Annotated in this window: 33 protein-coding genes and 1 pseudogene; all 34 read right to left on the bottom strand. The window is 44.1% G+C overall.

Annotated features, from left to right (window positions below; translation table 11 throughout):
- Positions 1-112 precede the first annotated feature (112 nt).
- The 34 genes and pseudogenes from DXE37_RS10780 to DXE37_RS12445 all read right to left on the bottom strand — a co-directional run bounded on the left by DXE37_RS10780 (position 113) and on the right by DXE37_RS12445 (position 19026).
- On the bottom strand, positions 113-274 hold the full coding sequence (locus DXE37_RS10780) for a hypothetical protein (protein WP_162786197.1): 162 nt from the start codon (positions 272-274) through the stop codon (positions 113-115).
- Positions 246-1451 (bottom strand): annotated as a pseudogene (locus DXE37_RS04775) (GspE/PulE family protein). Before DXE37_RS04775 ends, DXE37_RS10780 begins: the two are co-directional and overlap by 29 nt.
- A gap of 156 nt (positions 1452-1607) precedes the next feature.
- Positions 1608-2108: a GspE/PulE family protein gene (locus tag DXE37_RS04770; RefSeq protein WP_114636764.1), complete on the bottom strand. Its 501-nt coding sequence runs from the start codon at positions 2106-2108 to the stop codon at positions 1608-1610.
- Positions 2109-2110: 2 nt separating this feature from the next.
- A complete protein-coding gene (locus DXE37_RS04765; protein WP_162786196.1) occupies positions 2111-2578 on the bottom strand; it encodes a hypothetical protein in 468 nt (155 codons plus the stop codon).
- Complete coding sequence (locus tag DXE37_RS04760; RefSeq protein WP_415067118.1) at positions 2544-2924, bottom strand: hypothetical protein; 381 nt, start codon at positions 2922-2924, stop codon at positions 2544-2546. The genes DXE37_RS04765 and DXE37_RS04760 overlap by 35 nt, the downstream gene beginning before the upstream one ends.
- Positions 2894-3616, bottom strand: coding sequence for a secretin and TonB N-terminal domain-containing protein (locus DXE37_RS04755; RefSeq protein ID WP_231971094.1), 723 nt, complete (start codon positions 3614-3616; stop codon positions 2894-2896). Before DXE37_RS04755 ends, DXE37_RS04760 begins: the two co-directional genes overlap by 31 nt.
- A 62-nt stretch (positions 3617-3678) precedes the next feature.
- Positions 3679-3873: a hypothetical protein gene (locus DXE37_RS10775; protein ID WP_162786195.1), complete on the bottom strand. Its 195-nt coding sequence runs from the start codon at positions 3871-3873 to the stop codon at positions 3679-3681.
- A 16-nt stretch (positions 3874-3889) separates the two neighbouring features.
- Complete coding sequence (locus tag DXE37_RS04750; RefSeq protein WP_114636760.1) at positions 3890-4132, bottom strand: hypothetical protein; 243 nt, start codon at positions 4130-4132, stop codon at positions 3890-3892.
- Between the two features lie 57 nt (positions 4133-4189).
- Complete coding sequence (locus DXE37_RS04745; protein WP_114636759.1) at positions 4190-4915, bottom strand: hypothetical protein; 726 nt, start codon at positions 4913-4915, stop codon at positions 4190-4192.
- A gap of 54 nt (positions 4916-4969) precedes the next feature.
- Positions 4970-5347, bottom strand: a complete 378-nt coding sequence (locus tag DXE37_RS04740) for a PilN domain-containing protein (RefSeq protein WP_114636758.1) — start codon at positions 5345-5347, stop codon at positions 4970-4972.
- 204 nt (positions 5348-5551) lie between these two features.
- Positions 5552-6178, bottom strand: coding sequence for a type IV pilus biogenesis protein PilM (pilM, locus tag DXE37_RS04735; protein ID WP_162786194.1), 627 nt, complete (start codon positions 6176-6178; stop codon positions 5552-5554).
- Positions 6165-6365, bottom strand: coding sequence for a hypothetical protein (locus DXE37_RS10770; RefSeq protein ID WP_162786193.1), 201 nt, complete (start codon positions 6363-6365; stop codon positions 6165-6167). The genes pilM and DXE37_RS10770 overlap by 14 nt, the downstream gene beginning before the upstream one ends.
- Before the next feature lie 274 nt (positions 6366-6639).
- Complete coding sequence (locus DXE37_RS12465; RefSeq protein WP_231971092.1) at positions 6640-7017, bottom strand: hypothetical protein; 378 nt, start codon at positions 7015-7017, stop codon at positions 6640-6642.
- A 452-nt stretch (positions 7018-7469) separates the two neighbouring features.
- Positions 7470-7727 (bottom strand): hypothetical protein, encoded by a 258-nt coding sequence (locus DXE37_RS04730; protein ID WP_162786192.1) that lies wholly within the window; start codon positions 7725-7727, stop codon positions 7470-7472.
- 26 nt (positions 7728-7753) lie between these two features.
- Positions 7754-8101 carry a PilC/PilY family type IV pilus protein gene (locus DXE37_RS13460; protein ID WP_162786191.1) on the bottom strand — a complete coding sequence of 116 codons (348 nt, stop codon included), beginning with the start codon at positions 8099-8101 and terminating at the stop codon, positions 7754-7756.
- Positions 8102-8106: 5 nt separating this feature from the next.
- Positions 8107-8541 carry a PilC/PilY family type IV pilus protein gene (locus DXE37_RS13455; RefSeq protein ID WP_114636754.1) on the bottom strand — a complete coding sequence of 145 codons (435 nt, stop codon included), beginning with the start codon at positions 8539-8541 and terminating at the stop codon, positions 8107-8109.
- A 24-nt stretch (positions 8542-8565) separates the two neighbouring features.
- Positions 8566-9954 carry a hypothetical protein gene (locus DXE37_RS04715; RefSeq protein WP_114636753.1) on the bottom strand — a complete coding sequence of 463 codons (1389 nt, stop codon included), beginning with the start codon at positions 9952-9954 and terminating at the stop codon, positions 8566-8568.
- Positions 9955-9957: 3 nt separating this feature from the next.
- Positions 9958-10566 carry a PilX N-terminal domain-containing pilus assembly protein gene (locus DXE37_RS04710; RefSeq protein WP_114636752.1) on the bottom strand — a complete coding sequence of 203 codons (609 nt, stop codon included), beginning with the start codon at positions 10564-10566 and terminating at the stop codon, positions 9958-9960.
- Between the two features lie 237 nt (positions 10567-10803).
- Positions 10804-11247 carry a PilW family protein gene (locus DXE37_RS04705; protein ID WP_114636751.1) on the bottom strand — a complete coding sequence of 148 codons (444 nt, stop codon included), beginning with the start codon at positions 11245-11247 and terminating at the stop codon, positions 10804-10806.
- A 70-nt stretch (positions 11248-11317) separates the two neighbouring features.
- On the bottom strand, positions 11318-11704 hold the full coding sequence (locus tag DXE37_RS04700) for a type IV pilus modification PilV family protein (RefSeq protein WP_114636750.1): 387 nt from the start codon (positions 11702-11704) through the stop codon (positions 11318-11320).
- Complete coding sequence (locus tag DXE37_RS04695; protein WP_114636749.1) at positions 11704-12264, bottom strand: pilus assembly FimT family protein; 561 nt, start codon at positions 12262-12264, stop codon at positions 11704-11706. Before DXE37_RS04695 ends, DXE37_RS04700 begins: the two co-directional genes overlap by 1 nt.
- Entirely contained in the window at positions 12261-12473 is a 213-nt protein-coding gene (locus DXE37_RS12455) for a hypothetical protein (RefSeq protein ID WP_231971091.1), read from the bottom strand. Before DXE37_RS12455 ends, DXE37_RS04695 begins: the two co-directional genes overlap by 4 nt.
- Positions 12473-12685 carry an ATPase, T2SS/T4P/T4SS family gene (locus DXE37_RS13450; protein WP_269460292.1) on the bottom strand — a complete coding sequence of 71 codons (213 nt, stop codon included), beginning with the start codon at positions 12683-12685 and terminating at the stop codon, positions 12473-12475. The genes DXE37_RS12455 and DXE37_RS13450 overlap by 1 nt, the downstream gene beginning before the upstream one ends.
- The gene (locus tag DXE37_RS13445; protein WP_269460291.1) at positions 12654-12839 is read right to left on the bottom strand and encodes an ATPase, T2SS/T4P/T4SS family; all 186 of its coding nucleotides are present in this window, start codon (positions 12837-12839) and stop codon (positions 12654-12656) included. The genes DXE37_RS13450 and DXE37_RS13445 overlap by 32 nt, the downstream gene beginning before the upstream one ends.
- Before the next feature lie 5 nt (positions 12840-12844).
- Positions 12845-13264 (bottom strand): hypothetical protein, encoded by a 420-nt coding sequence (locus DXE37_RS11260; RefSeq protein ID WP_197713079.1) that lies wholly within the window; start codon positions 13262-13264, stop codon positions 12845-12847.
- A 28-nt stretch (positions 13265-13292) separates the two neighbouring features.
- The gene (locus tag DXE37_RS04685) at positions 13293-14174 is read right to left on the bottom strand and encodes a prepilin peptidase (RefSeq protein WP_114636748.1); all 882 of its coding nucleotides are present in this window, start codon (positions 14172-14174) and stop codon (positions 13293-13295) included.
- Between the two features lie 20 nt (positions 14175-14194).
- Positions 14195-14641 carry a hypothetical protein gene (locus tag DXE37_RS04680; RefSeq protein WP_114636747.1) on the bottom strand — a complete coding sequence of 149 codons (447 nt, stop codon included), beginning with the start codon at positions 14639-14641 and terminating at the stop codon, positions 14195-14197.
- A 54-nt stretch (positions 14642-14695) separates the two neighbouring features.
- Positions 14696-14932, bottom strand: coding sequence for a hypothetical protein (locus DXE37_RS04675; RefSeq protein WP_231971088.1), 237 nt, complete (start codon positions 14930-14932; stop codon positions 14696-14698).
- Between the two features lie 409 nt (positions 14933-15341).
- Complete coding sequence (locus DXE37_RS04670; protein WP_114636745.1) at positions 15342-16469, bottom strand: FecR family protein; 1128 nt, start codon at positions 16467-16469, stop codon at positions 15342-15344.
- A gap of 32 nt (positions 16470-16501) precedes the next feature.
- Positions 16502-16954: a hypothetical protein gene (locus DXE37_RS04665; protein ID WP_162786190.1), complete on the bottom strand. Its 453-nt coding sequence runs from the start codon at positions 16952-16954 to the stop codon at positions 16502-16504.
- Complete coding sequence (locus DXE37_RS04660; RefSeq protein WP_162786189.1) at positions 16906-17322, bottom strand: tetratricopeptide repeat protein; 417 nt, start codon at positions 17320-17322, stop codon at positions 16906-16908. Before DXE37_RS04660 ends, DXE37_RS04665 begins: the two co-directional genes overlap by 49 nt.
- Before the next feature lie 119 nt (positions 17323-17441).
- Positions 17442-18371, bottom strand: a complete 930-nt coding sequence (locus DXE37_RS04655; protein WP_231971087.1) for a hypothetical protein — start codon at positions 18369-18371, stop codon at positions 17442-17444.
- Positions 18368-18619 carry a hypothetical protein gene (locus tag DXE37_RS04650; protein ID WP_114636741.1) on the bottom strand — a complete coding sequence of 84 codons (252 nt, stop codon included), beginning with the start codon at positions 18617-18619 and terminating at the stop codon, positions 18368-18370. Before DXE37_RS04650 ends, DXE37_RS04655 begins: the two co-directional genes overlap by 4 nt.
- Positions 18619-19026, bottom strand: coding sequence for a hypothetical protein (locus DXE37_RS12445; protein WP_231971085.1), 408 nt, complete (start codon positions 19024-19026; stop codon positions 18619-18621). The genes DXE37_RS04650 and DXE37_RS12445 overlap by 1 nt, the downstream gene beginning before the upstream one ends.
- Positions 19027-19051: the final 25 nt, after the last annotated feature.

Raw genomic sequence — 19051 nt, 5'->3', positions numbered from 1 at the left:
GAAGGATCGCCAAACCAGAACGTAACATGGTCGCTATCTTCTTGGTGGCAATCATAATTTTGTCGAGCTTAACTTTTCTTGGAATGCTGAATTTAAAACTGATCTTTTTGGATTAAACAGTCTCTTTTTTCTCAGTCTCCCACCCCTTCTTATCAAGGTGAGTGATGATGCCATCTTCTTTTGGTTTGAATGCTGCCTCATCCCGCGTCAATGCGGTGATAGTCCCATTTAAATATTGGGTATTTTTAATGCCCTTCCAAATAAAATCTGGCATATATCAGCGCTATTAATGGAACACAAGATTGCGACGATACTCGTCGGAACGTTAAACGTCCATCACGCATCATTTCACGTCCAATTTCTTGGATATTACGGAACCCATCATCGGCAGCGATACTTTGCAGCTCAGTTGCAGCAGCATTATCAATAATGGCAGCGCGAAGCTTGTCGCTAATTTTTAAGACCTCATAAATACCCTGACGCCCTTTGTAACCAGTGTGATTACACTTCTCACAACCTTTGCCGTAGTAAAACTTAATCGAGGATGCCTCCTCCGCACTAAATCCAATGTCCATTAGGCTTAGCCTGATGATCGCCTAAATGCTCTTCTCTGCAATGGGTGCAAATTTTTCTGACGGCCGCTGTGCAATGACTAAAGTAAGAGCCGCTCCGATCAAATAACCTGGAATGCCCATGTTCACAAGACGAACGATGGTGCTGATAGCATCGTTTGCATGCAAGGTTGAAAGCACCAAATGGCCAGTCAGCGACGCTTTGATGGAGATATCTGCAGTATCTTTATTACGAATCTCACCTACCAAAATGACTTCAGGACCTTGGCGCAAAAAGGATCGTAAGGCCTGAGAAAAAGTCAGTCCAATATCATCTCTAATCTGAACCTGACCAATGCTCTCTACCGTAAATTCCACAGGATCTTCTGCTGTGAGGATATTAATGTCGGGTTTATTGAGTCGACGTAAAGCTCCATAAAGAGTGGTGGATTTACCTGAGCCGGTTGGGCCAGTTACTAAGACCATGCCTTGCGAAGCATCTATAACAGAGGTCACATCTTTGTATTCTTTTTCTGGGAAGCCCAATCTATCAAGATCAAATGAAACACCCTCTCGATCCAAGATACGCATAACAATGCGCTCACCATAGACCGTCGGAAGAACAGATACACGCAGATCTATATCGCGATTATTGGGAAGGGAAGTGACTATTGCGCCATCTTGAGGCAAACACCTTTCAGAAATATCCAGAGAAGCCATAATCTTGACGCGCGTTGTAATGGCCGAATAATTAGCAAACAGAAAATCTTTGTACTGTAACATTTCTTGCAAGACACCATCGATACGAAGTCGCAAAGTAGCGCAATCTTTGTAAAGTTCGATATGGATATCACTCGCATCCTTATTAACCGTATCAAAAATCATTGCCTTGACAAACAAAATAATCTGTCCGCCCTGATCATCGCTTTGGGCGGTAGGAGCGACAGCTTTATTTTTAGAAACTACAGCATCAGGAGTTGCAGTTTTATCGGCAAAGAGCAAGCCAGACTTCTTCTTGGTTTTTAGGCCGTCATTTAGCGCAATAGCAGTAGAGTTTTAACTTCCGCTTACCGGAGAGCTCAAGCGGAAATCTGTTGTGTCTTTAGCAGGAATTTTAGCTTTGACTGTATGAAGAAATTTCTCCATTTCGATTGGAGATACCACCGTTGCAATAATCTTTTTTCCTGTAATGAGCTTTGCGCTCGAAGTGCCTCTTAAGGCACTAGGCTCAGAGATAGCTACCTTTATCTCCGAGTCGCTCATGGCGAAGAGGATAAGGCGGTTATCCAAGACATAATTTCGCAGAATAACATCTACGAAGTGAGCTGCAATATTCTCAATAACAGGTTCAGGCGTCAAATCTAAATCCAAGTAATTGGAAAGACTTTCTTTAACGCTTTGATCACTTACAAATTTGGAATTAACCAGAATTTCATAAAGATGTCGGCCACTTTGACGACTCTCAAGTTCGGACTGCTTGTAATCAAGGGGGTTGACTAGACCGCGGTCTAGAGTAAACCGCGCCATTTCTTGCGATACATCTACTGTTGCAATCATTGCTAGTTGAGAACCTTAGGCGCTATAAAAACTAACAATTGGGTTTTGTTATCAACCTTCTTGTTGTATCTAAACAGAGCTCCCAAATATGGGATGTCTCCAAGTAGAGGTACCTTGATAGTTTTGTTTTCCTGAGTGTTGTCATAGATACCACCAATCACTGCGATAGTGCCATCCTTAATTAACAACTTACTTCTCACCTCTCGTTTATTGATCGATGGAGGCGAAGTAGTGTAATTTGGGGAATCTTTATTGACAACCATATTCAAATACAAGTTCCCATCCCCTACAACGCTTGGGGTAACGGTCAATTTGAGCGCCGCATCTTTAAATTCATAGATAATCTGATTGGTACCAACGCCCGGAACTGGGTATGGAATTTGGACGCCATCGATCACAACCGCTTCCTCGTTATCCATCGTAAAGACGTGCGGATTAGAAATAATCTTGAGCAGATCTAACTGCTCCAAGGCGGTTAACCTCAACTTTCAAGGCATTCGAAGTGGTCTGGTAAAGGTAGCCCAGACCAAAGGGGTTCGCCAAACCAGTCACTGGTTGATTGAATATGGAGCCAGTATCGGTTCCTAAGTTGAGTGCGCCTGGGTTACTGTTGATGCCATTGACATCGCCAGTAGAGCTTCGCCCGGTATTGCCCGTTGCACTGTTGGTATAGGCACCGAGCCTCACGCCCAACTCACGCTGCCAATCATCCGTTGCTTCAACGATGAATGCTTCGATCAACACTTCTTGCGTACGAATATCCAATTTAGAGATGAGTCTTGCTGCTAACTCCATCTCACTCTTGGTGCCTTTAATACTGACTGAGTTAATACGCTCATCAGTTGTAATTTCAATAATGCCGCCCGTGGACGGGCTGCGATTGCTCTCCGCCTGGTGGCTGTACCACCAAAAATAGCCTCTAACTGTGCCTTAACACGAGCGGGCCTGGTGTAATACAAGCGGAATATTTCGGTGTGCTGGGTGCTAACAATCCGTCTAGCCGCAATTTGTTTGCTGACTTCTTCTAAGCGTTTACGTTCGAATTCATCGCGGGCTAAGACAGTTTCTGGCTTTTGAATACGGATAATCCCAGCATCACTGTCAACGCTCTTGGATAAACCTTTAATGCGGAGAATGTTGTCTAAAGCTTTATCCCAAGGCACATTGGTAATCTTGACGGTAACCGTACCCTCTACTTCATCGCCAACTAAGATGTTTACACCGGATACCTGAGTCATCGCTTGTGCAAGCTCTCGAATATCGACATCCACAAAATTTAAGGTGACGTTAAAGGACTTCCATTTACCATCTTCAGACCGCTGTGACTCGTTGATGAAATTACGTCTCTGAGAATCTAATTCTGCATTCGGCTTCTTATCAATCTTTGGGCCAATTTCTAAAGTCTTTTGTGTTTTTGGCGCAAGATCGTTCATGATCTGCTGAGGATCTAAGCCCATCTTATCGCGCATTTGCGCATCTGATGGAGGCGGCATAGAACCATCAGACATACATGCTGATAATCCTAAAACTGCAAGCAATGCTATATAAGTCGCTACAGATCTGAGCGCAATCATCTTGCACCTCCAGACTTAGCGCCCTCTGCAGGGAATTGTCCAGATTGAGACTGCAAATACAGTCGAATCTTACCGTTGGGCTGACGCAAAATAATTCCATCCATATCTATATCAGCGATAACACCGCCCTGATTTCCTAAACGATCACCTACCCTCACTACAAAACTCTCTCTAAAATCCGTCCGAATCATTGCTGCCTTGGAAGCATTAGAAACAACTACACCTATTAATTACATAAGACTGAGGGTCAGCCATCAACAAAGGAGAATAACGGGGATCACGACCCCCTTCAATCATTCCACTAGAGGATTTAGAAAATGGATCACGATCATTCAGGCGATCACCCTCTGTTGGCGGAGGATCAACTAGCACTACTTGTTCATTCTTTAAAAGGCCCTTACCTGTATCAGATTTCGTAGCTGCATGAGCGCTACTCACTAATTGGGTCAAAGCGAGATCAAGGCTACGCTGAAATAGCGGAGTACTTGAAACTTTAGTTTGTAGCTTTTAAGGCAAACGATAGGTGGATAGCTGAGACTTGACTTGAACCAAGCCAGGAGTATTTTCGCTGACCAAGATGATTTGCTCTTTATCTATATTCACCGTCTTCTCAAAACCAGCCAACAATTTGCGATAACGCATATAACGGTTGTAATTCTCCGTTAGCTCAACTTTAAGCTTGATACGGTAAAACAATGGGGTCACATTGGCAGCGGCATTGGCATTTGGATTGGGTGCGACATTAGGCGCAACAGGAGGTGTATTAGGGGCACCAGGGGTAGCAGGCTGACCTGGGGGCATTGTTCTGCCACCAGCGTAAATAGCCTCCTCTTCATCAGTAGAGAGCGCGCTAATGACCAAGCCTTGCGAACTCGCCATTTGACTGAGGTGTTGATACATATCCTCAAGCTCAGATTCAACACTAAATAAGCGATTGAGCTCTAAATAGTTCATTTCCGCCTGAAGCAACTCTTCTTGCGCACGCTTGTTGGCTACATCTAAGTATTTAAGCTTGGCTTCCATCTCAGGAATAGCGGCAACTTTTTGTGCAATCTGCTCTCGCTCTGCCAAATAAGGGAAGAAAACAAAGACAATGTAAGCAACAAACAATAAGGCGGCCAATCCACCCCATAGAATCATCTTGGCTTGAGGGCCTTTGAGAGATGAATTTCTATTGAGCGCTCTCTTAAGAAGTGCGCCGAGATCGAGATTTTTAAGTTCAGAAAGGTTCATTTTATGGTCGTTGCGGCGGTGTCTTAGCTAAATTAGGGGCTGGGGCATCCAGCTTCAGTACGCACTTAATCTGAAACTGTTTGTATCCACCAACTGCGTTACGACTTCCGCTCGCTTGAGCGTTTGTGGAGCATTACTAATGGCCATAGTACTTAAGGACGCATGTGAAATCATTGGCAATCCCTGTAAACGATCCACCAAGTTGACGATCACTTGATCGCTGACCGCATCGCCCTTGATATTCAAAGTGCTTGGATTCTCAAATGTGAGGTCCGTAAACCAAACTCCGCCAGGTACTACCCCATTAACTGCGTTTAATAGAGCATAGGAAGTGACTTGATTCGACTTCAACTCACTGCTAGCTTGCAACATTTGGCTGTAACGTGATTTTTGCGCTGTCAGCTTAGTCAGAATGGATTCTTTTAATTTCACATCCTCCTCTAAGGTGAATTGCCTTTTAAAACTGAGGATCTGCAGTGCCAGAAGAGAATAATTGATTCAGAAGCGTGAAGATGATGAACGGTACTAGGGCTGCGCCCGTTGCTCTAATACCTATCTTAGATAGTATTTTTTCTTTTCCGCCTGTTTAACGCGATCTTTGTTTGGCAACAAGTTAACGCTATTAATCCCAGCAACCTACTTGTAGTAACCAAAGATATCCACTTTTCTAGTTGCCAAGCCAATGGCCGAACTAAATACAGAACTATTCTTCTCAGACACAGTTTTATCTTGCAGGTTAGCAGGTATAACTAAATCTAACAAAGGATTGAAAAGTTCAACGCGATAGCCATCGAGACAATTTCTCAACTGGATCAATAATTCAGCTGTATCGGATATTGGAGAAACAAGTAATACTTTTTCAATCAGGTTAGAACCCACTTTTGTTTCGTAAGCACGAAATGTTTGACGAATTTGTTCTGATAAACGGTCATATAAACGATCGCCCGCCTCACCAGGAGGTACGCCATTCTCAATGAGCGCCCTATCGGTTTCAGAGACATAAACATCATAGATAAACGGAGCATCATCCGTAATGATCAATACATAGTTTTCATGAGGGTCGACCTCAATTAATGCCGTTGTTTTTTGTGACCGCAATTGCTGGGTCTTGAGTGCATTTCGAATCGCAAAACAACGTACATCAACCACAACGGGATTTAGGCCTGCTTTAGTGGCGATTTGAACATAGTGATTAATCTCTGAAAGCTTGGAGGCGACAAACAACAGCTCCATCGTATTTTTAGATGCATTACGACGACTCACTTGCCAAAAGATGGAGTACTCTTCCAAGCTTTTCAGCAAGTTGAATAATGTTGCTCCACAAACTGTCGTATTCGATCGCACTTTCGATTTCTTCATCGCTCATTAACGGCAAAGTGACGGTGCGAATAATTGCGCTAGTAATTGGAATTAAAATAGCTGCATTCGGCGCCTCTAACTTTGCGCTCAATAATGAGCTCTTTTAACTTATTGACATACAACTCTTGATTTGCTTGAATGTCTGCTAGGCCAGCAGTTTCACCGATATATTTAGAACCAATTTTTTCCAACATCCATTTGCCGTTATCTTCAGATAACTAAGCAACTCGGATGAAATTTGGCGTGATATCTACCCCACTGACGTCCTCCTGCTTTACGGAGCACTTACTCAGCAGATCAATAAAGTACCGTAGCAGGGGTTGGAAGGGGTTATTCATTCAGCAGCCAAAAATTCTCAAAATATGTCAAAAGTATATAAAAAATGTCATAGTGCTTAATATACCTTTTTCCCGACAGGACTTATATTTCACGGGGGATTTTTGATTTCTGCAGACCTGATAAACTAAGCTTGGAGAGCTACTTGTTGAGGTAGTTCCGGGCTTCACAGTACCAATACCAACATATACATTTCCTCGCCCGTCCACCACTGGGGCTGTAGCTAACCCGTTTCCAAGAGTTGCTGAATTACCGCCCGCCTGACAGCTGTCAGCGACCTCAATTAAGCGACTGGTTCCATATAAAGGGCACGCCAAATCCTCCGGTTGGTAAGCAACAAAATAGACTTTTCCATTAGAAACCGCTGCCCGTCCAATGATTTTCTGGCAATCCGCTGCTGCGTTCACCCCAATTTTTGCATAAGCATCAGCATACCACGAGTTGTTGACTGAGCATTCACATTAGTGAAAGTACTTACAGTCTGGTTTGTCTGGGTGAGTGTAGTAAACGGAAAGTCGGGATCCATCACCCCAAAAATACGATTATTAATAGTTGGCACCCTGCGTTGTAACCTAATCTGGTCTCCAGAACCGAAGTAGTTAAATAAACGGTTCACTGAAGCGCCCAAGGCATTTGTACCCGTAGCACCGTGGATCCCAACTGGTTATAGGCCAGCCGGTCATTCGCCAAGGTAGCCTCTGATCTAAAAAGGACTCATACAAGGTAAACAGTCCGCTATGCGCATCAGATAAGCTCTGTTTGCTGAGGTTGTATTTCCAGAACTTTCCTTGCAAATCCGTGAAATAAACCAAGCCACCATGGTAATTAGCCAATGAAGTTCCATCGCCAGTTATCACAGTTAAATGAGCTGTAACGCCATTGGGAATATTGGAGGCACTATCACTCGCCACAGGGGTGACAGCCAATACATGCCCCCAGTAGAGGTGATAACAGATGAGCCTGTAGCATCGCAAGATGCGGTGGATTTCGAGCTATCTGGCTCTAGGTCTAGAACATAAACATATGAACCATAAGAACTTGCCGCCGTCGAACCAGTTGATGAAGCACCACCGGCAAAACCACCGCCAAAAGCAGCCACCCATCGCTGAGTGTTCATTCCCACCGCATAAGGCAACAACATGATTACTGGTCTTGACCAAGCCCCCCCAATTTTGAGTAGTCAAAATTGGTACAACTCGAGTTATAGGCAAATGTCGATTTTTTGCCGCTCGCATCCCAATAATTGATCACCTTATTTGAGGTGTCATTATTAATAGTGAATAAATGAGCTGGAGCATCTGGATTGGTGATATCAAGGGCGTAGTAACCATTGCCGCCCCAACCTAACCCGCCCATCAGTACCGTTTTCCAGGCGCCCTGCCCAGAAAAATAGACATCTTTGACGGTGATCGGACCATCAACGCTAAAAATACTGTTACTGGTGCCCGAACCTGAATTAAGACCTTTGGTGCCAGTCTCGTTTCTCAGCATTGGAATCACGGAGGGCGGAATAAATGCCCAGCGCTCATTAAATCTGTATCAAAGGCATGCAACATGCCATCATTGACGCCCACATATAACTGAGATCTGCGTGCCGAATTGTCATCGATAAAAGTGGAGTAATTATTCTGGAATCGGTAATAGGCCTCAGATTTACCAAAAGTAGTTACATCAAAACTCCATGGTGCATTAGGCACCCCAACTAGCACCATCTCTGAATGATAGGTATCACCCAATACTGAAGTGTGCACTACAGTAGTGGCAGAGCTATCCTCCCAAGAAGAATTCAGGCCTCTAGTGAAATTTATTAAATCCTGAGTAACCGTTGCATTTGAAGTAGCTGGGCAGTTGTACATCAAACTTTCAAGCTTGCCGCTATTTGCCAAGGTGACATTGTTATAAGAATTATCGAGCGGTAATCCAGACGACATACAGATCTGGTCATACCCTACTGTCTATATCGATCTACCGCCCCCTGAATAAGAATTGGCGCTAGCGGTTCTAGTCAACAATTTTGACTGAGCAGATGCTGAGGGCGTATTAGACGTTAACGCTCCACTAGCGTTTACATCATAGCGATTAATTTCGCCGATCCATTGCTTGTCTTTTTGATATTTGAATAGCGCTTGATAGATAGCGCCATCTCCAATCACGGGCGGCGCAAATGTTTGCCAAACATCTTGTCGAGTACTGCTTCCAGCAGGAAGCGAGGCCGTTTTGGTGGGCAAGGTTGGCGCTACTGCTAAGCCGCTAACACCTTTAAAACCAAATCCAAAAGCTATGGTTGGGTAGTTAGGATCATAGCCTAGCGAATAAACACCAGCACCCACAGTTGTTAGCGCATTAGTAACCTCTGCTTTCGACGCCCCGGCGCCGTAATAAATATAAAAGATGGCAGATTCATTGCATAGTAGATCGCCAAATTGGAATGTAAATGAAGCACCTAAATTGGTAGTCTTATTATTGACGGTTCCACCAATGCCTGCATAGTCCATGTGCGTATTAGCCAATACCGGCAAAGGAGTGGCTAGACATGCAACAGATGGATCCGGAGTAATGGAGTAGTGAAATCCGCCGTTATCACATGCATCAAAAACCTTCGGCGTATAAGCGCTTGCATAGGATGAAGCAGCGCCCACCATATCGGTATAAACCGTAGTCAGATTATTGAGCATATCCCAGTCCATAATGCGCCTATATCGGACATCATTCAATGTTCCACCAGAGATATTGGTAATAGTAACGAGCGCTTGAAAGAGATTAGGGTTTTGTGGGTCCACTAGTTGGCCCGTAAATGTGAGTAACCTCAAGAAGCGGAGTTTTGTTGGATCGGCCGGATCGCTTATCCACACGGTTGATTTAATACTGGTAGAGTCCACCACAAAACTTTTTACTGTAATGTTGCTTGAGATACCACCCGCGTCTACAGATGCATAACCCGAGATCACTTTATTGGTGATGGGTAAAACGCCGCTGGCACCCCATCCCTCCCACTTACTTTCTGAGGAGATTCCATCGTACCAACCAGCGGCATAGTTTGTACCGCCCCCAGAAATCGACCTTCCCCCGCCCCATTTATAAGCGGTTCCAACAGAGCCTGGTGGGCTGGAATTTAAGGTGTTCGCATTATTGGCTACTGTTCCAGAGCCGGTTGGTGTATTGAGGTGCCCTGCAGGATTGACGCCCAACGCAATGGTTTGATTTGCGACAGTAGCGCTGTTATGAATAATTCCATATATCGGGAACCCCTGCGCAAGAGATAACGAACACAGAGGAAGTATATTCACCAAAACAAATGAGAGGTTGATGAACTTAGATTGAAGTTTTGAAATTAACTTACTCATAATTTACGAGGTGTATTGCACCACCGCCTCCAATGCTGACCGGCCTGAATTAGATTGCCAAAATTGGGTGTTAATTGCGCCCCCAGTTAAAGGAACGTTGTAATTTCCTAATGCAGCAATCTTGACTGTGTAGGTAAATGTAGAAGCCCCATAGCCATTGCTTACACCAACTTCTGTACCAACACCCAATGAAGCAGTGCTTGCAAGTTTCTGAACAATGCAAGATGAGTAACTTGCCCTACCTGCTCTATCTTTAAATTTCGCACTTCTTGAATCGGCTTGCCCTTGCGGAATCGTATCTGCTAAGACAGTCTTGCCGCTCAGAGGGCCGCCAGTGGCAGCTAAATCATAGGCGGCTCCAACCCCATTAATCCAAGACCTTCCTGCAGAGGTAGAAAACCACTCAATCGCATTATCGAAACAGGTTTCACCGGCCTCGATCGAAATCAGTTTATTCGCAACAGCTGAAACCAGGTCTGATTGCATCGAGGCTAAATAAGAGATTCCCGCACCCATCACCATCAACACCAAAAGTAGAATCAGCGTCACTACCAGCGCAATGCCTGATTGCTCCGGCAATGAGCCCGAGAGCTTGGCTTGAGAAGTTTTCACCTTAAGGCACCAGGGAGACATTTTTTGCCCTTGTAATCACAGTGAAAGTTTTAGAGACGATGCGGGTCATGCCTTCTATTTTGCGCGGCGACTGCACTAATAAATATGCTTGGATAGTTTGATATTGACCATTAAAAGTACCACTAGACTTGGCGTTTAATCCTTGCACGGCAAAGGTAGTGACCCAATCAAGAATGGGCCCACCTAAGGATCCTCCATAGACTGGAGTTGAGCTAGCTAAGTCACAAAATGATGCAGGATTAGTACACCTTCGCCATTCACGCAACAATCGATTTCTAGTGGTGCCACTGCGGGAGTATAGGGACTTAAGTAATAACGAATTAATGCCCAATATAGCGCACCAGAACTATCGTAATCATCGTAGACAAAAATAATATTGCCTGGATTTGACGAGACGATATTGATGGCCTGATTGCCGGACATAACATTGGTATCGTTGTAGTCAAGGTACCCAGCCATACGCACATCAGCTTTAAATAAATCAATTGCTCTTAGAGCATTCCTGTCGACTTCAGTCTGCGCTGTAAGCACCTGATGTTGTTGTGAGAAAAAAGAATATCCAGCATAAGTCCCCGCAATCACAATTGAGGAGACAGCCAAAGCTACAAGCAACTCGACTAAGGTATAGCCCAACTCTAGAGAATGAGAAGTCTGCTTCATAACTGTCTCAACTTACGAGTGAAATAACTACTAATCGTGCCGCCGTTAGTAACCAAGCTCACATTCACAATCAGGCCCGTACCATCATTGCTGACATCTCTACCTGTCTGATTTCAAGGCCCGAAGTAGTATTGAGCGCCCCAATGTTTGCATTTAAATCATTGCACCAAAGCTGACGAGTGTCGTTAGTAGGATAGGAGCAAGTTGCTAAACTTCCCGAGTATTGTGAAGGCGTAACAAACGGATTTAAAATATCGGCACGCGACCGCATTCCCTCAGCGGCAATCGTTTCAATAATGCGATCTGCCATCAGATTGAGATACATTCTTTTTTCTGACTCAGCAATCACCTGTTGGGCCACGCCAAAAAAGAAGTACAAGCCACTAAAGCCTAAAGTAAAAATCACCATGGCCTCTACCAAGATAAAGCCTTTGGAGTGATTGTGAGATGGGAGCATTAGTCTTGTTCGATCCATAAGCCAGTAGACTGCTGCCATTTATACTTCTGCACAAAACCAGTAGCTTGATTCACCAACACCCGATATGCCCCATAAGCAGCACGATCACCATTGCAGTTTATCTCAACATCAATTGCACTTCCGCTACCCTCCACGCCGGCTAAACCATTCGTCGTGAAGATGCCCCTGCCTGAAGTACAAATGGCACTCACTACTGAAGAGCTACCAGACAGAATATTAAAGTTAGCATCTTTAACAAGCGGGTTCTCAACGATATTACTAGTGAAGTTTGCTGATACAGCAGAAGCCGAAGATTGTGGAAACGTAGAGATTTGATAAGTCAGCTTAGTTGGAGAGTTGCATATCAACAGACCAGTGCCATTAATGGTTCGAACGCGTGTTTTTAAGAAATCAATATTCGATAGCAAGGCTGCGTAATCGGACTCTAAAGACCGTTTACCGCGCCAGTCACCAATCGAAGGAGATACAAAGGCTCCAACGATCATCAAAATCGCTACTACAACAATAATTTCTAAAAAACTAACGCCCCGTTCGTTCATGTGGCCTCAATTTGCCCAGACTGCACTAACTGTTGTAAAAAGGATTCCATCGTGATCATGCCCTCGCCGCGAACCATTTGCATGACACTAGGAATTTGAAACACTTTGTTTTCACGAATCAAATTGCGTACCGCAGGATTACAAGTCATCACCTCAAAGGCACCAATACGACCTGGGGCATCTTTGCGCTTCAGAAGTCGTTGGGTCATTACCAAGCGCAGGGATTGAGATAGCTGCGCGCCCTCACCTGGTCTTGTTGCTGCGGCGGAAAGACGTCGATGATCCGGTTAATCGTATTTGGCGCGCCACTCGTATGCAAAGTGCCAAACACCAAATGTCCTGTCTCAGCAGCAGTAAGCGCCAATTGAATAGTCTCTAGATCGCGTAACTCACCTACCCAAGATAACGTCTGGATCTTCACGTAAAGAGGCGCGTAATGCGGAAGAAAAAGATAAGGTATCTCTTTTCACCTCACATTGGGATACAACGCATTTTTGGTTTTGATGAATAAACTCAATCGGATCTTCAATCGTGATGATATGTTCATGACGAGTACGGTTAATTCGATCAATCATCGCCGCTAATGTAGTGGACTTACCGGAACCCGTTGGACCAGTGACCAAAATAAGCCCATTCTCAAGCCCATCACATCCCTAGCTACTGGCGGCAAACCAAGCACATCAAAGGCAGGAATTTGGGTTTCGATCTTGCGCATCACCGCAACCAAGCCGCGTGAGGTTTTAAAGAGGTTCACCCTGAAACGGACATCACCAGCCTCGACAGCCGGGTCAGCGTCGAGATGTTGCATGAAATCAATTTGCTGTTCTTTAGTAAGTTGCTGCTCGATAAATTCTTTCATTTCCGCCTGAGTCAAAATGTCCTCAGGAAAGGTCTGAATGATGCCATCTACCCGAATAGACACAGGCTCATTCTCATGGAAATGGAGATCCGATAATTTATGTGAGGCCACATATTTCAGCGCCTTTTCTAATATGCCCATATTCAGATCCTTGTCCTTTTAATATTTTTTAATAGCTAAACCAGTTAGGCGTACCGCACAACAAAATGTAGCCTCCCGCCAAAATGAGAAATGGCCCAAAAGGAAGCATTCTCTCTAGAGTGAGTTTTTCTTTTCGCAACAACATGACAACAGTAATTGTCAGCAAAGCAATGACGCTAGCAATGGCCAAAATAGGCATGATTGCAGCAAATCCGAACCAAGCACCGAAGACGGCCAGTAATTTAAAGTCACCACCGCCAAAACCGTCTCGCTTTCGAAGTAAGCGATACAGATAATTCACTGTCCAGGGCAATAGATAACCTCCACATGCACCGAGTACTGATTCAATAGGATCAACGGAAGTCAGATTGAAGACGCCCCCAATCAAACCCAATGCAAGCGCACTATAGGTAAGGTAATTTGGCAAGTAGTGCGTCTCAAGGTCAATAAAAAAGAGCGCGATCAATAAAGCCAAAAAGAGGCAATACAAGGGTGTTGCCCAACTCAATTGAAATTGAGTGTAGATCCATGCAAAACCAAGACCCGTAAACAGCTCTACTAAAAAATAACGAATGGAAATAGGAGCTGAGCAATAGCGACACCTCCCTTTTAGGCGCAACCAAGAGATCAGAGGGATATTGTCAGACCAAGGAATCGGCTGGTTACAGCAAGGCGTCATAGAACCGGGATGAATAAGACACTGTAAATTGGCGGCAATACTTTGCTGCTTTGTATGGCCTAGATAAGCGCCTTCATCCACATTTTCATCATCGCCAAATAATGCCCTCGGTAGACGATGAATCACCACATTCAAAAAACTACCGACAATCAAACCGAATAACAAAGCATACCAAAAGCCGATCTGCCCTAGTGCTAATAGGTGCTGAGGTGTATTGAAGGTATCAGCCATATTATTTGAGCACTCTAAAATTAGAATCCCGTCTTCACATTCTGTTGATTAATCGAATAAGTAATGGAGGAGTCACTGCGTGACTGAGCAAATGCAACATAATCATTGGAATTAGCTCCGGTACAAGCCCCGCCAGATCCTACGGTACCAGCGGTAATGTAGAAATAAACATTACTAGCACCAACTACTATTGGACCAGTGGTAGGGGTTGTAGAGCCTAAGAGATATTGATTGATGCTTGAACTCTGATCGCCAGTCCCAGAGGTAACGTAATAGCAATAATTCTCAGCAAAATAATTTTTTTCCATGAGATAAATGCTTTTGAGTGTATTTTGAGCATCTGCATTTTTTGCCGCACGAATATTACCGGAATACATGGGAACACCTACGGCCGCCAAAATTGCAATGATGGCAATCGTAATCAACAACTCCATGAGTTGTTCTGGATTGGAATTTGCTTCAGCCATGGCGATCTCTCATTGAAAAGAATGAGGCCCAAAAGCCCTGTTTACGCCTACACTTTAAGCTGTTATGAGATATGCAACAATGAAATGAAATCCCTCATTAGCTGGCATAGCAATCAAATTACCATCGTTATAGTCCGCGACAATCACATTACCATTTGCCCAGCGACCCCAAGAAACAATGCCCGCTAAATTACCGCCATCTAATTTGTTGCGCAGACCCAATTGAAAAGAGAACAGGAACGCTTGTTCCACTGACAACATATCCCGATGGAAGATTAATCTGTGTGACATAAGTATTAATTCCAGATCCGGCAGTTGCGATTGAATTTAAACCAGTAGCGTTAGCAGGATTTGGTGGTGATGGAATAGTCAGTGGATTTAAATCAATAGAAACATTATGTGGTGGCAGACAATCCGATTGGATTGGGCCAGTAGGCCAAACCTCTGCCTTCTGCAAGTAAAAGGCAAAACTACCCGTGAGAGCGGGGATATCCCATCACCCTTCGGCTTGTTATAGAGCTGAGATTCATAGGGGGCAAACGGCGAAATACCTGTTACTAAATAAGGTGATGGATTAATGACCATACCCATTAACAGTAGCAACGGAGAGCTCGGCATAGCTACTTGCTGATCTGCGCCCTTTGCAGGAGGATCGACTGCAACTGCAAGTGAAGGTATATCAGTAGTATTTCCTTTACCTTTAGGTTTGGCAGATTTCTGACCAGCTAAATGGATCGGGCAAAAAATTAGGCGGTTGGGTTAAACGCTTAGCTTGTGAATTGTCATCAGCGACATAAGCGAATTGATCCACGCCCAATGACTCAGTGCCTGCTTTATTTTTGATGGTTATCTGCCCTTCAAATACACCAGCATAAAGACCATCCTTTACAGGAGTCTTGTCGAGATTCAAGCAATTACCATCACAGTAGTTCAGGTTGTAGCCTGCACCGCGGATACCTACAGTAGCGACAACTGCATTGACCTGAAGATTGTCTTTATTTTCACGGCCAATAGGGCCTGTTACAGCGCGCACACCACCCTTTACCAAACTCAGGTTGGCCTTTTCTGATCCATCAGATCTACCGTTGAACTTGTATTCGTTAATCTTAAATTCTGTTTGAGCTCGTAATGCAATGATAGCAACGTCACTCATACGAATTTGTGCATTACTAGCAACGCCCGTAATAACGGAGTCACCAGATAGAACAGCCGTGCCTTTAGGCGCAGGAATGGTTTGGCCATTACGAGCAATCTTGACATCACCAATTGACATTAATAAACGCCCTGCTTCGGCATTATTTTGCGCATATGCATTCGTAAGCAGAGATGAAATCACGACTATTACTAATACTAATGCAAAGCATTTTGCTGCTTTTGAGAATCGTGAAAAGAATGGGTACATAAATAATTGACCCTGTAGATACGACATCAGTTTGAACTCCAATCGTAGCGCAGTTTTAATGCGCCTGTCCATTGCTGATATGAATACAGGGGCAAATTTAGAGGTATTGTTATAAAAAGTGCCCTCTAATCGTGCGCTTAACTCTTTAGTCAACTTATATTGCAATACGGCATTACCAGAAAGTAAATTATCGCTACGTCCAGCTTGATAAACGATATCGGGTGCCTGATAGTTGCTTCGCGCATAACCAATACTCAAGGTCACGCCCCACTTATCGGTAGGAACCATGCTTAACTGGACAGTACCGCCACCAATGTGACGAGCAAGATCGGGTCTATTAGAAGTATTAATTTGACTAGCGTAATTTGCGCCGACATCAACCACTGGTTTCCAGCGCGTGGTTGGAAATGCCTTGCGATAACCCAACAGTACCTACATTCAACGTGGAATCATATGCACTATATTGAGAGCCATAGTTCATACGAGTACTGCCACCGCCGAGCAATATGGACTGCGTTTCTTTTAATTGACGAACATACTCTGCTCCCACCACCAGTATTTGGTACGGGAACTTGATCGAGCTTTGCTAAGCTGCCAAAGGCAACTAATAAGTTTGGGCCGTCTGCATACTTAACACCAGTTGTTGCATTCGTTACATCTAAGTTATATCCACTAATTTGAGAATAGCGCTGCTGACTAGTATTTACATTTACAAAGCCGCTGACATTATTATCAATTGGAACTACTGCATTAACGCCTACGCTATCGTAGGTAAACACAGAATGTTGTGGCAATGCCGTTGGTGACAAAAAGACTGAGCCCCAGTAAGGCAAAATAATGTTATTGATAGCGGCTGCGGTATTTACGTTACTGTTGTAGCCAATTCCTGGCTCAATGTAAGCCCCATACACTGGCTTATACTGCCCCTCTTTTTTTTAATAGCATCAAGATAAATAGCAATGGTTGAGAGAACTCCGGCAGGAGGTTGACGTTTCTTTACCTCTTCAAATTCTTCTTTTGCTCTTTGATATTCACCTAAAGAAAAATATGCGCGAGCCAACTCTAGACGTACTAAATCGTTATTCGGATCCACCAGCAACACGCGCTCTAGAGAAAGTACCCCTAAAGAAACTCTCCCTGAATCTACCGCGGCAACACCATAGTAGTAATCAAACAAAGTTTCACCCATGAGTTCTGGACGTTGGTTATCCAATTCATATGCTTCTTTTGCTTTGCCTTTTTCAATCAAGACTTTCATTTCATCCGGCACTGCTGCCATCGAAAAATTTGCGCAGGTACAAAGCAAGACCAAACAGGTCATCTGCAAGAAATCTCGCAGTTTAAGACCTAGCGATCTTTTGTGAAATGGAATGAAAAAATTGGACACGCTTTAATTACTTAGTTTAGGTAAGGGTCTTTTAATACATTCTTATAACGCTGAATAAAGACAGTATGCAGTTGATCAAACTCTGCGCAGCGCGATGCCACCTTGAGAGTACATCGATGTAACTCATCTTTATCCATATGATAAGGGCCTATCATTTCTTGAAACAATTGAGCACGTTGGGCTAAATAGCCTGAATCAAATCCACTCAATCCGTAGAAGACGATTTCCTCGCCGCTTAGACGATAAACACCTTTATATTCATGTTGCTGCATGGCTAAGAATAAATCAGGTGGTAGACCCCTATCTGCAAAATAGGCAGGTAGTGTTTTCTCAAAGGTTTCAAGTTGCCGCCTTGCAGCAGGGTCATTTTTGATATCAATTTCTTTTAGTATTTGTCCATTATTGTCGCTAACGGTGATGCGCCCCCGATGAATGCCAATGGTATAAGCTGGTGCAGCACGAACTACACCGCTAGCAAGAACCAATATGCATGCGCTAGCGCATTGTCCGGTAACGAAAGTATGTGCATTTGCTTTGCGCAATAAGCGCCCCATTTCCATAGCAGCCACTCCATCACCACCCGCAGAATCCAGTAAGACAATCAAGCCCGCGGGGATGGGGTTGCCATTTACTTTGGGTAAAGCTTGCCTTAATGAAGCTAAAGTATTTTTAGATATAGGACCACGTATTCCAACCACTACAGCTCGATCACCCTTCTCATCAATAAGAGGATTCGATGGAACTGTAGATGCCGCTGGAGATGTGCTGATTAAACCTTTGCTGAATTCCGCCTGCAAGGAATAAGAGTAAGCGAATGTACCAAATGCTAACGTTGAATCATTTTTGGCATGAGCAAAATTTACTAAAGACAGCCCTGATAAAGCAAACATACCCAAACTAAGGGTAAATTGATAAAAATATTTTGTCACTCTAGCGCTCATGATGTGGCTATACCTAGGGGTATTGCATCCGATTGACGAACAGCATCAATCGTATTGGAGTCCCTAAAATCAAAACCACCATCCACGTTAGGAACGATGAGGCCGAAACTGGTCAACTCATGTATTGCAGCCTGAGCTTTGTGATGAGATTCACATTCTTGGGCAATTGAAGTCGCTAGAGAAATCTGCGGATTATTCGCTGCACTAATTAAGATGGTGCGTGCAGTATCAGATAGGCTGTTTAACATCACCTGGAAATCAACCTGAATTCCTTTTGGGAATACAGTACCTTCTGGCTGCGCCATCGTAAAAGTACGAGAAAAGGGTTGCTCGGTAGGTCGTGATCCCAATAAACGTGCGCAGGTTTGCCGGTTTGCGGCAGATTTGCGGCCACAACAATGATTGACCGAGCTGCGAGCAAATCAATTCCTGAATCACCTAACAACATCTTGAATGAATCTAATGTTTTAAATCTGTAGAGCTCCACCATCAATGGAGCAAACTGTGCAATTTGAGCTAACAATCCAGCAATTCTCTCCCCTGCGGTACTGTGTACTTTTTTCTCTTCCAACCCAAGTGAATCAAAGAAAACTTCGATTTGCCTAGAATAGCTAGCAAGCAAACGATCGCGACGATTATTATTCGGCGCCCTCAAGCGCAACAACTGAATGCTTTTGAGT

The sequence above is a fragment of the Polynucleobacter necessarius genome, from assembly GCF_900095205.1.
GTDB lineage: Bacteria > Pseudomonadota > Gammaproteobacteria > Burkholderiales > Burkholderiaceae > Polynucleobacter > Polynucleobacter necessarius_E.
Note: the sequence above shows the minus strand (reverse complement) of the source record. Positions and strands in the feature narration are given on the sequence as shown.